Annotated in this window: 9 protein-coding genes; 5 read left to right on the top strand and 4 right to left on the bottom strand. The window is 42.5% G+C overall.

Translation table 11 applies throughout. The features are described 5' to 3' along the window. Window positions 1–115 precede the first annotated feature (115 nt). Window positions 116–2,461 (bottom strand): type I DNA topoisomerase, encoded by a 2,346-nt coding sequence (topA, locus tag IPL35_08070; protein MBK8443358.1) that lies wholly within the window; start codon window positions 2,459–2,461, stop codon window positions 116–118. Between the two features lie 306 nt (window positions 2,462–2,767). Here topA and IPL35_08065 point away from each other — a divergent pair, with 306 nt between their 5' ends. The 4 genes from IPL35_08065 to IPL35_08050 all read left to right on the top strand — a co-directional run bounded on the left by IPL35_08065 (window position 2,768) and on the right by IPL35_08050 (window position 8,889). Next, entirely contained in the window at window positions 2,768–3,169 is a 402-nt protein-coding gene (locus IPL35_08065; protein MBK8443357.1) for a hypothetical protein, read from the top strand. 93 nt (window positions 3,170–3,262) lie between these two features. Further along, on the top strand, window positions 3,263–6,373 hold the full coding sequence (locus IPL35_08060; protein ID MBK8443356.1) for an efflux RND transporter permease subunit: 3,111 nt from the start codon (window positions 3,263–3,265) through the stop codon (window positions 6,371–6,373). A gap of 99 nt (window positions 6,374–6,472) precedes the next feature. After that, the gene (locus tag IPL35_08055) at window positions 6,473–7,726 is read left to right on the top strand and encodes a TolC family protein (GenBank protein ID MBK8443355.1); all 1,254 of its coding nucleotides are present in this window, start codon (window positions 6,473–6,475) and stop codon (window positions 7,724–7,726) included. Between the two features lie 47 nt (window positions 7,727–7,773). Further along, a complete protein-coding gene (locus IPL35_08050; protein ID MBK8443354.1) occupies window positions 7,774–8,889 on the top strand; it encodes an efflux RND transporter periplasmic adaptor subunit in 1,116 nt (371 codons plus the stop codon). Window positions 8,890–8,925: 36 nt separating this feature from the next. Here IPL35_08050 and IPL35_08045 read toward each other — a convergent pair whose 3' ends face one another. The 3 genes from IPL35_08045 to IPL35_08035 all read right to left on the bottom strand — a co-directional run bounded on the left by IPL35_08045 (window position 8,926) and on the right by IPL35_08035 (window position 11,971). Next, complete coding sequence (locus tag IPL35_08045; GenBank protein MBK8443353.1) at window positions 8,926–9,813, bottom strand: NAD kinase; 888 nt, start codon at window positions 9,811–9,813, stop codon at window positions 8,926–8,928. Between the two features lie 60 nt (window positions 9,814–9,873). Then, window positions 9,874–10,545 carry a phosphatidylserine decarboxylase family protein gene (locus IPL35_08040; GenBank protein ID MBK8443352.1) on the bottom strand — a complete coding sequence of 224 codons (672 nt, stop codon included), beginning with the start codon at window positions 10,543–10,545 and terminating at the stop codon, window positions 9,874–9,876. A 112-nt stretch (window positions 10,546–10,657) separates the two neighbouring features. Continuing rightward, entirely contained in the window at window positions 10,658–11,971 is a 1,314-nt protein-coding gene (locus IPL35_08035; protein MBK8443351.1) for a hypothetical protein, read from the bottom strand. A gap of 155 nt (window positions 11,972–12,126) precedes the next feature. Here IPL35_08035 and IPL35_08030 point away from each other — a divergent pair, with 155 nt between their 5' ends. Then, a complete protein-coding gene (locus IPL35_08030; protein ID MBK8443350.1) occupies window positions 12,127–13,638 on the top strand; it encodes a cysteine--tRNA ligase in 1,512 nt (503 codons plus the stop codon). The last annotated feature ends 81 nt before the right edge of the window (window positions 13,639–13,719 follow it).

Here is a 13,719-nt window from a genome sequence, read left to right as displayed (position 1 = left end):
TCGCAGATGCTTTGAATAATTGTGTAAAAATAACTTTTGGCAGGATTAAAAATGCCCCCATTTCAACAAAAAAAATGGAGGCATTTCAAATCGCTTTATATCCAATGCGCTGTTTTTATTTTTTGCTTCTCGCTTTCTTTTTTTCGGAAGGCGGCGGCGCAGTTTGAATAATTTCTACCACTTCGTCAAAAGTAAGAGCTTTGGGGTCTTTGCCTTTGGGAAGTTTGATATTGTTTTTTCCGGCTTTGATGTAAGGACCATATAAGCCGTTTAATATTTTGATGTCGGAGTCTTCGTTAAATTCCTGAATTATCTTATTGGCAGCTTGTTCGCGTTTGGCTTCTAAAAGTGCAACAGCCTCTTCCAACGTGATGGTAAGCGGACTAAGTTGCGAATTTTTGGGTATAGAAGCAAATACTTTATTATGTACTACATAAGGACCGAATTTTCCATCGGAGGCTTGAATTTCTTTTCCTTCAAAAACGCCCACAGTACGCGGCAATGCAAAAAGAGCCAGAGCATCTTCGAGCCGAATATCCGAAATTTCCTGATGCGGCAACATTTTGGCAAAAAGCGGTTTTTCTTCATCTTCGGCTTTTCCGATTTGAATCATTTTACCATATCTGCCCAATTTGGCTGATACTTCTTTTCCGCTTTTGGGGTCAATGCCGAGTACGCGCTCTCCGGTAATTTTTTTTGCTTCTTGCGAAGTTTGCAGTACCTCCTGCTTAAATGGTTTGTAAAAATCCGACAACATATTCACCCAGTTCATATCGCCGTTGGCAATATGGTCAAATTGTGCTTCTATTTTGGCGGTAAAATCATAATTAACCACATCTTCAAAATGTTCTACCAAAAAATCATTCACTAATTTCCCCATATCGGTAGGAAATAATTTGTGTTTTTCTGCACCGATAATTTCCTCTGTGTGGCTTTGGGCGATGTTGCCATTGGCAAGTGTATGCAGCGAAAAATGCTGTTTTGTGCCATCTCGGCTGTCTTTTTTTACATATTCACGCTTCAAAATGGTATTGATAGTAGGTGCGTAAGTAGAAGGGCGGCCGATGCCGAGTTCTTCCATTTTTTTCACCAACGAAGCCTCCGAATAACGATAGGGTGCGCGATACTGCCGTTGGGCGCAGCGCATTTCTTTGAGTTCAAGGGTTTGCCCGATGCTCAAAGGTGGCAAAATCGTTTGAGCATCTTCGTTACTGTCGTCCTCATCATCAAAAGACTCGCGATAGAGGCGCAAAAATCCGTCGAATTTGAGCATTTCGCCCTGTGCGGTGAGTTCTTCGGCAGAGGTAGAAATACCAATTTTGGCAATGGTGCGTTCGAGGTCGGCATCGCGCATTTGCGAGGCGAGGGTTCGTTTCCAAATCAGCTCGTAGAGGGCGCGCTCTTCGGCAGTAGTCCCCGCTTTATGCTCCTCAAAATAAGTAGGACGAATGGCTTCGTGGGCTTCTTGCGCATCTTTGGCTTGTGTGTTGTATTGGCGTATTTCCACATAATGTTTGCCGTAAGATTTTTCTATTTCGGCGGCGGCGGCTTCGCGTGCGGTGTCGGAGAGCACCACCGAGTCGGTACGCATATAAGTGATAAAACCGGCTTCGTAGAGGCGTTGAGCCAGCAACATTGTTTTAGACACCGAATACCCTAATTTGCGTCCGGCTTCTTGTTGTAATGTAGAAGTGGTAAAGGGTGCAGCAGGTTTGCGCTTTACGGGCTTCACCTGCAAATCATTCACTTTAAAAATTGCTTTGCTGCACAATTGCAAAAAAGCCACACCTTCGGCTTCGGTATCGAAGCGTTTGGGTAATTCGGCTTTGAGTACGGTGTTTTTGCCTTCTTTGTCGGCTATATTAAAATACGCATTGATTTTATAAAAGCTGCCTTGTTGGAACGACTGAATTTCGCGCTCGCGCTCCACCACCAAGCGCACCGCCACCGACTGCACACGCCCCGCAGAAAGTGCCTTGTTGTTGCTGATTTTTCGCCAAAGGATAGGAGATATTTCAAAACCCACCAAGCGGTCGAGCAGACGGCGTGCCTGTTGGGCATCTACCAAATCCAAATTGATTTTGCGGGGAACCTGAATTGCTTTGAGCAAGGCAGGTTTGGTAATTTCGTGAAATACGATGCGTTTGGTATCATCTACATTCAAATTAAACACTTCGCATAAGTGCCACGAAATAGCTTCGCCTTCGCGGTCTTCGTCCGTTGCCAACCACACCTGTTCCGATTGTTCAATGAGTTTGCCTAATTTTTCAACCGTTTGTTCTTTATCTTCAGGAATAATATAAAGCGGTTTGAAATTGTTTTCTACGTCAATGGCTTTATTTTCTTTGGGCAAATCGCGGATATGACCATAGCAGGACTCCACTTTAAAGTCTTTTCCTAATATTTTTTCAATGGTTTTAGCCTTAGCGGGCGATTCTACAATGAGGAGGTTTTTAATCATTACTATACTTTTCTGATGAAATAATAGCACATCGGATATGTTTTTTTACAACACAATGGGCTGTCAAGAGAAGAATTGGGGTACAAAATTATATAAGTTTGTACATTTATGATAAAATGGGGAAAAAATATTAAAATTTATTACTGTTTTGTAGTGTTTTGTTGAATAAACAAACATATAAAAGATAGTATTCTATAAAAAAATAAGTATTCGGCAAATGTTTTTCAAAAGAAACAATACAATTAGCGTTCCATTTTTTAAAAAAAATTAACATAGGAGTTTTGGCTTTTTTTATACATTTGCATTGTGAAAAATCATGTTTCCATATTTTTATTAGTCCTTTATTTGTTAGGAACTACGGAATTGCACGAATTGTTGCGGTTGCCCCTGCTGATAGAGCATTTTATGGAACATCGCATAGTAGATAATCAGATGAGTTTTTTTGATTTTCTGAGTTTGCATTATACACAAGGTGTAGTGCAAGATGAAGATTATGAAAAAGATAAGCGTCTGCCCTTCAAAACGCACGACTGTTGCAGCAACAGTCCGCTTTCGCACCCTTTCCATGAGATAGTTGTGGTAACACAGTCATCATCTCCTTATTTATTCCCCGACACCAAACGGCTCACACCGCACGGGCATTACGATGCCGTTTTTTATTCGTCCAATTATTTGGATAATATCTGGCAGCCTCCACAAACTTATTAATGATGTATTTAAAAAATGTGTTTTCAGCAGTTTGAAAAAGCTGTTGGACAGATGAATTTTTATTTGTTTATCATTTTTAAGTAAAAATATTTAATGCTAAAACATATTATTGAGTTTTCCGTGAGGAACAAACTCGTTGTGGGGCTATTAGTGCTTTCCCTCATCATTATTGGCAGCTATCAGGCAACGCTGCTACCCATTGATGCCGTACCCGATATTACCGACAATCAGGTACAAATCATCACACAAGCTCCATCTTTCGGAGCTACTGATATTGAACGCCTCATCACTTTTCCGATAGAGCAGGCAAATAGCAATATATCAGGTATTAAAGAAATAAGAAGTTTTTCGCGCTTTGGCTTATCGTTGGTAACGATTGTGTTTGAAGATGAAGTGGATATTTACTGGGCGCGCCAACAGGTAGCGGAGCGTTTGCAACAAGTACAAAACCAAATTCCGGCAGGTATTGGTACACCCGAATTGGGACCTATCACTACTGGTTTGGGTGAAATTTATCAGTATGTGCTACGTCCCGAAAAAGGCTATGAGCAGCGATACGATGCTATAGAGTTGCGCACCATTCAAGATTGGATTGTGCGGCGACAATTGCTGGGCGTAAAAGGTGTAGCCGAGGTGAGCAGCTTTGGCGGCAAACTGAAACAATACGAAATTGCCGTAAAACCCGACAAATTAAACGCCTTTGGCATCACCATACACGATGTGTTTTCGGCTTTAGAAAACAACAATCAAAATACAGGTGGTGCTTACATTGAAAAAGGGCCTACGGTATTGTTTATCAGAAGCGAGGGTTTGGTGAAATCGGCAGACGACATCAGAAATATAGCCATTCCGCGCGGGCAGGGCAGTGCGCCCTTGTTTATTAAAGATGTAGCCGACATTCGTATCGGTTCTGCCACGCGCTATGGAGCGATGTGCTATAACGACGAAGGCGAAGTATCGGGGGCAGTGGTGATGATGCTCAAAGGGGCTAATAGCAGCGAGGTTATCAAAAGCGTGAAAGAACGTATTGTCCAAATTCAAAAAACACTGCCCGAAGGTGTGGTGATAGAGCCGTTTTTAGACCGTACCAAAATGGTAAACAACGCCATCAGCACCGTGGAAAAAAACCTTTTGGAAGGAGCTTTAATTGTAGTGTTGGTGCTGGTCTTATTTTTGGGCAATATAAGAGCGGGTTTATTGGTAGCATCGGTGATACCTTTGGCGATGTTGTTTGCCATTTGTATGATGAATTTATTTGGCGTAAGCGGCAATTTGATGAGTTTGGGTGCATTGGATTTCGGGCTTATCGTAGATGGAGCAGTGATTATTGTAGAGGCAGTGCTACATTCTTTGCATGGGCGGCAAGCCCCCACACCGCAAAATCCGGCAGACAATATTGATCACTTAGTAATACGCACTTCAGAAAAAATGATGAACAGTGCCGTTTTTGGTCAAATTATTATTCTCATTGTGTATTTGCCCATTTTTACACTGCAAGGTATTGAAGGAAAAATGTTTAAGCCAATGGCGCAAACAGTAGCTTTTGCGCTATTGGGGGCATTTATTTTATCCTTAACTTATATTCCGATGATGAGTGCGCTGCTATTGCACGGCAGCGGCGGGCATCACGAAAATCTATCCGACCGTATGATGCACCGCATTGAAAACGCCTATTCCAATGTATTGGAAAAAGTGCTGCATTTTCCCAAAACAGTGCTTGCCGCCATTTTGATTTTATTCGGATTTTCTATTTATACCCTTACACAGTTAGGCGGCGAATTTATTCCGGCTTTGGAAGAGGGCGATTTTGCGGTAGATACGCGCGTACTCACAGGCAGCAGTCTGACGACCACAGTTGAAAATGTGCAAAAAGCGGCGCATACTCTCAAAAACCAATTTCCCGAAGTGATAAAAATCGTTACCAAAATAGGAAGCGGCGAGGTGCCCACCGATCCTATGCCGATGGAAGCCAGCGATATGATGGTAATTTTGAAAGATAAACACGAATGGACTTCTGCCAAAACTTTTGATGAATTGGCAGAAAAAATGGGAACAGCCTTGGCAGATATTCCCGGTATTACTGCCGGATTTCAATATCCGGTACAAATGCGTTTTAATGAACTGATGACCGGAGCACGGCAAGATGTAGTATGTAAAATATTCGGAGAAAATTTAGATACTTTGGCTAAATATGCCGACCGCTTGGGTGCAGTTGTCAATACTATTCAGGGTACGGAAAATTTATATGTAGAACCCATCAACGGATTGCCGCAGGTGATTATAGAGTACAACCGACCGATGATAGCACAGTACAATTTGTCTGTTGCCGACATCAACAAGGTAGTCAATACTGCTTTTGCGGGTCAAAGTACGGGTTTGGTATTTGAAGATGAAAAGCGTTTTGATATGGTGGTGCGCCTGAATACCAACGACAAGAAAAACATCACCGATATTCAAAATGTACTTATTCCTACGCCTTTGGGCATACAAATTCCTTTGTATCAGGTGGCAAATGTAGCTATCCGCAACGGAGTGAATCAAATACAGCGCGAAGATGCCAAACGCCGCATAGTGGTGGGTTTTAATATCAAAGACCGTGATGTACAAAGCATCGTGCAGGAACTCCAGCAAAAAGTAGTTGCACAGGTAGAATTTCCGAGCGGCTACTATGTAACTTATGGCGGTGCTTTTGAAAACTTAGAACAAGCCAAAAATCGTTTGCTGATAGCTGTTCCGGTCTCTTTATTGTTAATTTTTGTACTATTGTATTTCGCTTTCAACAGTTTCAGGCACGGCTTTTTGATATATTCCGCTATTCCGCTATCAGCCATTGGCGGTATTTTATTTTTAGCATTGCGCCAAATGCCGTTTAGTATCAGTGCGGGAGTTGGCTTTATTGCTTTATTCGGTGTGGCGGTATTAAATGGTATTGTATTGATTTCGGAATTTAACCGCCTCAAAATTTCGAGCAAAGATGCTTTGAAACATATAGTAATAAAGGGTTCGCGAATGCGCTTGCGTCCGGTGCTGATGACGGCGGCGGTGGCTTCACTCGGTTTTTTGCCGATGGCACTGAGCAACGGAGCCGGAGCTGAAGTACAACGCCCTTTGGCAACGGTGGTAATAGGTGGCTTGATAGTGGCTACTTTTCTCACGCTTTTTGTTTTGCCGCTTTTGTACATCATGTTCGAAAAAAGACAATAAAAAAACATCATCGTTGCACAACAGACTGCTATTCATATTTCTGACAATATGCAATAGCAATGTGCTTTTTATTTATAAAACACAACCTTTTATATTCTCATGAAAATCATATCGCATTATAATAAACTGATATTGCCGCTTATAAAAACTTGGTATTGGTGCGTGGCAGGAGCAATGAGTATCATAAATGCAAGTGCCCAGCAACAATTGACCTTAGAGCAAGCCTTGCAAATGGCTGTTCAGCAGAATGCAGCCATTAAAAACGAACAGTTGAATGTTGAGTATCACAAAATACTGACAGATACTTATAAAGATATTCCCAAAACCAATATTTATACCGAAATGGGGCAGGTGAATAGTGCTTTGTTTGATACAAAATTCGGCATCGCTCAAAGTTTTTCTTTACCGGTGGTATATCAGCAGCAACGCGCTTTGTTGTCGGCACAATACCAAAGTGTATTTGCCCATACTGCCGTTCAGGTGTGGGAAGTGAAAAAAGCTGTTAGCGAGATTTTTTATCATTATCAATACCTGAAACAAAAAGAAAAATTGTTGCAGCACAGCGATTCTTTATATCAGCAGTTTTATCAAAAAGCGGTGTTGCGGCTGCAAAAAGGAGAAAGCAACGTGTTGGAAAAAACAACCGCCGAAACTCAAAAAGGAGCAATAGAAATGCAACGTCTGCAACTGCGTCAGGAAATGGAAACCGCTTTGGTGTTGTTCCAATATTTGCTCAACACGCCGCAAGCCGAGCCGCTGCCCTTGCCCGAAGCCGACATTCCGCCGCTTACGTTAGATACCACAGCCCTGAATATGCACCCCACTTTGAAGGTGCTGGAAGAGCAGCGCGAAGTAGCCCGACAAACGACTTTGCTGGAGAAATCTCGCCTACGTCCCGATTTCAGTGTGGCACTCAACAATACGAGTTTCAGAGGCACAGGTGCAGACGACCGCTACTACAAAGGAACTGCCCGTTTTACATCGGCGCAATTCGGTGTGGCGATACCGCTTTTTAAGAAAAGCCAACGCACCAAAATAGAAGCTATGCAAGTAAATGAAAGCATCGCCGAACAAGCGTGGCGTTTTCAGAAACAACGCCTGCAAACGGAGTACCTGAAATGGCAGACGGTGTATCAGGCGCAGCAGCAGCAATTGGAATATTTTGAAAGTAAGGGCTTGCAAAATGCCGCCTTGATACAGCAAGTTGCACAAAGACAGTTTCAGAGCGGCGAAATCAACTATTTAGAATATGTGTTGCTGCTCAATCAGGCTATTGATATTCAAAATCAAGCATTAGAAGCACGTAACAACGTAGTCAATACCATTCTTCAACTGAATTATTTAACCCATTAATTTTATTTTTTACCGTGAAATATTTTATTTTATCTATAACATGTATAATGATGGCGGCTTGCACTTCGGGCGATACCGCCACCGACGCGCCAGCTGCCGATATTGCAAATGCCGCCGCTACTGCCGCTACTTATCAGGTGAAACTCAGCGAAGCGCAGCTCAAAAATGCCGCTATTGCTGCGGCAACGATACAGCCTCATGCCATTTCATCTTTGCTCAAAGTAAACGGAAAAATAGAAGTGCCGCCTCAAAATTTGGTATCGGTAAGTGTGCCGATGGGTGGTTATATAAAAAGTACCAAATTGTTGCCCGGTATGCACCTGAACAAAGGCGACATCATTGCAGAAATAGAAGACCGACAATATATTGAACTCCAGCAGGATTATTTGCTTACAAAATCCAAATTGCATTTTGCGACGCTTGAATACAATCGCCAAAGAGAATTAAATGCCAGCCAAGCCAGCAGCGAAAAAGCTGTTCAGCAGACCGAAGCAGATGTAAAAAACAATCAGATACTATTGGCTTCGCTTGCCGAAAAGCTCAAACTCGCCAATATCAATCCGGCGGCTTTGACGGAGAATAACATATCCAAAAGCATCTACATTTATTCGCCTATCAATGGTTTTGTTTCAAAAGTAAATGTCAATATCGGCAAATACATCAATCCTTCCGATGTGTTGTTTGAATTGGTAAATCCTGCCGATATTCATTTGAATTTAAAAGTATTTGAAAAAGATATAGCTGCTTTATCTGTTGGAAAAAAACTGACGGCTTATACCAACGCCAATCCCGACAAAACATATCCTGCATCTATTATTTTAATCAGCAAAGATGTAGCAGAAGACGGCACTACCGAAGTGCATTGTCATTTTGACAGCTACGACAAAAACCTGATTCCGGGTATGTATATCAACGCCAATATCCAAACTGACAGCCGACAGTTGCCGACATTGCCCGAAGCCGCTATTGTAAATTTTGAAGGTCAGAATTATATTTTTGTTGAAACGGGAACAGGAACTTATCAAATGCAACCCGTAGAAACGGGTACTACGCAAGGTGGTTTTACGGAAATCAAAAATGCTGCCGCCTTTGGGCAGCAAAAGATTGTGGAAAAGGGTGCATATACTTTGCTGATGGCACTCAAAAATACGGAAGAGGAATAGAAGAAAACGAGGTTGCCCGCCCTATCTGCGCTTTTTTTATCGTTTGCGCAAATCGCTGCCCCAAAGCAGTTTTTTGCGCAATACATCGAGATAATCGTAGTGGGGCGGGCGCACCAATGCCACATGATAATCGTTTTTGCGCACTTTGAGTTCGGTGTCGCTGTCAAAGTGGGCAGAGCGGGCATCTAAGGTACATAAAAAATTGCTGCTGCGCCCTTCTACGCGCAGGGTGATGGTGCTGTCGTTGGAAACAATCATCGGGCGAAGGTTGAGATTGTGCGGGCACACCGGCGTAATAACGAAATTGTTGGAGTGGGGCATCAGCACAGGTCCGCCACAGCTCAAAGAATAAGCCGTAGAGCCGGTGGGCGTGGCAATAATCAAGCCGTCAGCCCAGTAAGAAGTCAAAAATTGCTCGTCAATATATGTATGCACAATCACCATAGAGGCGTTGTCGCTGCGGCGAATGGCACATTCGTTGAGGGCAATATTGTCGTTTTCAAATAATCGGTTGTTGCTTTCCAAACACAGGAGCGTGCGGCGGTCGAGGCTAAAATTGCCCGCTTTTATTTGTTCAATAATAGATAAAATTTCGAGTCGCCCGTAGCTGGTCAAAAAACCCAAATTACCCGCATTGATACCCAAAATAGGCACATTGCTGTCGCGCACCACCAAAATAGCATCTAACAAAGTACCATCGCCGCCGATGGTGATTAAAAAATCAATTTGCTCCTGTAAAGAAACTTCTTCGTTGATATATAAATAATTGCCCACGAAGCGTTTTCCCAAAATGCGTTCATTGTAAGGAGCTAAAACAGGGTGAAAATACACTTGTATGCCATAGTGTTCGAGCGCAATGAACAAGTTTTTATACAAACTGTAATCCTGCTCTTTGATGGTACGGGCATACAAACCGATATTCATACGAAAGAAAAAAACACTTCGAGAATGGAATAATGCAGAAACTTTATTTTTTTAAAAAAATCAATCGTCGGCAGGCAGTTCAGCCAGTATGGTTTTTCCGCCCACAACTTTTTGTTTTAACGACACTTTTATGCTTGTTTCCAAAGGCAAAAATATATCCACGCGCGAGCCGAATTTGATAAAACCCAACTCATTGCCCTGTTCTATTTCTTCACCTACCTGCAAATAATTGGATATTTTTCGTGCTACTTTACCCGCTATCTGACGCACGAGTATCTCAAAATTTTGTTCTTCATCAACAATAACCGAAGTAAAACGCTCATTTTCGGTAGAAGATTTGGGATGCCACGCCACTAAATAATTGCCCGGGTGGTATTTGGTATAAGCCACTCTGCCACTGATAGGTGAGCGATTGACGTGTACATTGGCGGGCGACATAAAAATAGAAACCTGAATACGGCGGTCTTTAAAATATTCCGGCTCAAAAACCTCTTCAATGGTTACGATTTTGCCATCGGCGGGAGCAATGACCAAGTTATCGTCATTGTGCAGTCTGCGGCGCGGAATCCGAAAAAATGAAGCCACCGCCAAAAACAATATAAAAGAAAAAACACCTACACCTGTCCGTACATTTTGTGCTTCGGAAAACAAAAAATAAACAAGCACATTGAGGAGCAATAAACATACAGCTACTATAGCCAAAGTGAGGTAGCCTTCCTTATGTATTTTTATCATATTATTAGTTTAGAGAGCGTTTTTTTGTAAAAAGATAACTGCTTTATTAATCTTTTATTGATGATAATGTTGCAAATATCTTGTAAAATTTAATTTATTTAAAATTTTGTTAATTTGATACCGTTTTTTTTTCGCTGCGATATACATATAGAATAATCGCCAAAGCCGAATAATAAAAGGGCATTTGTGGGATTTTATAACGAACCAAAGCCCCGAAATTGAAACTGGTGAATCCGGTAATGAATGCAAAAATAAGCGTAAAAATAATAAAAGCACTAATATCGGCGTGTGTGAAGATAATTTTAAAGGTGCGCAAGATGCCCACTTTGAGCAGTACCCAAGCAGTGAGCAGCAGCGTGAGGGTGCTTTCTACGGCAGCCGCCAACACAATAGCGGTGTGTACTTCGGTAAAATAGGGGCGGAATAGAGAAGTCCAAATAGAAACAGGAACTTTTGAAAAAACGCCCGCTACCGTAAATTCCACTTTGCCCAAAGTGTAGCCACTCGTAGTTGCCCCGCTGATGGCACTGTGCCACCCCTGAAATCCCATCGCTTTACGCACAAAAAGCAGGGTGAGCTGCTCGGTATAAGAATAAATGACATCGCTCAGAAAATAAATACAAAAAGGAAGCCCCACTACTACGGCTGTCGCCACTATCCGAAAAACATACTTATCGCGCAACAATTTTCTCACGGCATTGCCCCACATCCATACCAAAAACGCCGGAATCAGCCCCGCCAAAATGTAAAATTTTATTTCCAGAATAAAAAACATCGCCCCGAGCATCAGCACTAATGCCAAGAGGCGGTTTTTTTGTACGATAAAAAAATGATAAAACCCCCACACCGCCCAACCCGTAGCCGTGATGGTGATGGGGTCTTTGAGAATACCGCCACTCCAAAACACCACAGACGGAATCATAAACATAATCACAAAAAAAACAGCCCTCAAATCGGGATACATCGCCTCCAACACACGAAACCACGCCCACAAGCCCCAAAACGACAAAAAACCGAACAATAATGTAATTACCCAAAAATTATTCCAGCAAAAAAGCCCAAAAAATGAAGACAAACGCACCACATGAAAAAAACTATCTTCGCCATAAAAAGCCATCTGTTGGGTATAATAAGCCGTATCCAACTCCATACCGCTGCCCAACCACCATATCCGCAAGCCTTTCAGGGGCGATTCTAAAAATAAATTATAAATAATTTCGCCCTCGCGGTAGTAGCCGAAAGTGTCGCCATCTTTGTAATAAAACATATAAACGGCGGCAAAAGCCAAAGAGCCAAGCAATTTAACAAACATCGCCGGCAACAAATAGCCTTCGCAGGGCTGATTAGCATAAAAAACGCGCTGAACGATGAAAGTAATCGCCAGCAACAAGGGGAAGAAAAATAAAATTAAAAGAAAATCCACCGATAGACCCTGCTAAATCGATACAAAATTAGTTCTTTATTACAATAATTATGTTTTAAAGAAAAAAAGCCTGTTTGTTTTTTTTTCAATGCAGCACAACAATCATTGAAATATTAACTTTGTGTGATTTTTTTAATTCAACGTATCTTTGAGTTATGATAACAAATTCAGTATTGCAAATTACTAATAGTTTAAGCAGACAAAAAGAGGTTTTTCAACCTGCCAATCCGCCTTTTGTAGGTATGTATGTGTGCGGACCTACTGTATATAATGATGTGCATTTGGGCAACTGCCGCACCTTCGTCAGTTTTGATGTAATATACCGCTATTTGTTGTTTTCGGGCTACAAAGTGCGCTATGTGCGCAATATCACCGATGTAGGGCATTTATTAGATGACGGCGAAGACCGCATGCTCAAAGGTGCACGCTTGGAACAATTAGAACCGATGGAGGTGGCACAGAAATACAGCAACGGTTTTCATGAAATGATGCGGGTTTTCAACAACCTGCCGCCGAGTATAGAGCCGCGTGCCAGCGGGCACATTTTGGAGCAGATAGAAATGGTGCAGCAAATCATTGCCAATGGCTACGGCTACGAGGTTAATGGCTCGGTGTATTTTGATACGCTTCAGTTTATTAAAGACAAACCCGAAATTTACGGCAGACTGTCGGGCAAGGTGGTAGATGAACTGCTTGCCGAAAGCCGCGATGATTTGAAAGGGCAGAGCGAAAAACGCCACCCTTCGGATTTTGCAATATGGATAAAAGCAAGCCCCGAACACATTATGCGATGGAATGCGCCCTGGTCGGTGGGTTTTCCGGGTTGGCATTTGGAATGTTCGGCGATGAGTACCAAATATTTAGGAGCTACTTTTGATATTCACGGCGGCGGCAACGACCTCAAATTTCCGCACCACGAAAACGAAATAGCTCAAAACTACGGAGCTTGCTCTTGCCAGCCCGCCCGTTATTGGCTGCATACAAATATGTTGTTGATGAACGGCAAAAAAATGAGCAAAAGCGACGGCAATACCATTTCGCCGCCCGAACTGCTCAATGGCAACAGCCCCCACATCAGCAAAGCCTACTCGCCGATGACCCTGCGCTTTTTTATGCTGCAAAGTCATTATGGCAGCACCTTAGACATCAGCGATGCCGCCCTGCAAGCCGCCGAAAAAGGCTATCAGCGGCTGATGAACGCCGCCGAAGTGCTGGAAAAACTCAATTTTGTTGCCGATGCTGCCCAAGCACAAAGCAGCGAAATAGAGGCTGTGGAACAACTCTGCCGCGCCTGCTACGACAGTATGAATGATGATTTCAACACCGCCCAAACCATTGCCAACTTATTTGAACTGAGCAAAAAAATCAATTCGTACAAAGAAGGGCATATTGCTTTGGCGAGTTTAGATACGGTTACTTTTGAGCTATTGCGCAGCACTTTCTTTGGATTTATCCACGATGTGCTGGGTTTATTAAATGAAAATAAAGGCAACAACGCCAATAACCACAGCGAAGGTTTGATGCGGCTGATTTTGGAAATTCGCGGCGAAGCCCGCACCAACAAAGACTGGACAACCTCCGACCTGATTCGCAACCGCCTCAACGAACTCAACATTCAGCTAAAAGACGGCAAAGAAGGCGAAGTAACGTGGGTATTCGGAGGATAAAAAAACGGTGGACTTGTTTTAAAAAATGAAAAATTAATGCGTTTTATTTTTTAAAAAAACAGGGACGTAATATGTTTTACG

The organism is Sphingobacteriales bacterium, assembly GCA_016711285.1.
GTDB lineage: Bacteria > Bacteroidota > Bacteroidia > Chitinophagales > UBA2359 > JADJTG01.
This window is presented reverse-complemented; position numbering and strand designations above follow the sequence as displayed.

Excerpts from the sequence above, each read along its gene's own strand:
- topA (MBK8443358.1), bottom strand. The coding sequence starts at position 2,461 with ATGATTAAAAACCTCCTCATTGTAGAATCGCCCGCTAAGGCTAAAACC.
- IPL35_08060 (MBK8443356.1), top strand. The coding sequence starts at position 3,263 with ATGCTAAAACATATTATTGAGTTTTCCGTGAGGAACAAACTCGTTGTG.
- IPL35_08055 (MBK8443355.1), top strand. The coding sequence starts at position 6,473 with ATGAAAATCATATCGCATTATAATAAACTGATATTGCCGCTTATAAAA.
- IPL35_08050 (MBK8443354.1), top strand. The coding sequence starts at position 7,774 with ATGATGGCGGCTTGCACTTCGGGCGATACCGCCACCGACGCGCCAGCT.
- IPL35_08045 (MBK8443353.1), bottom strand. The coding sequence starts at position 9,813 with ATGAATATCGGTTTGTATGCCCGTACCATCAAAGAGCAGGATTACAGT.
- IPL35_08030 (MBK8443350.1), top strand. The coding sequence starts at position 12,127 with ATGATAACAAATTCAGTATTGCAAATTACTAATAGTTTAAGCAGACAA.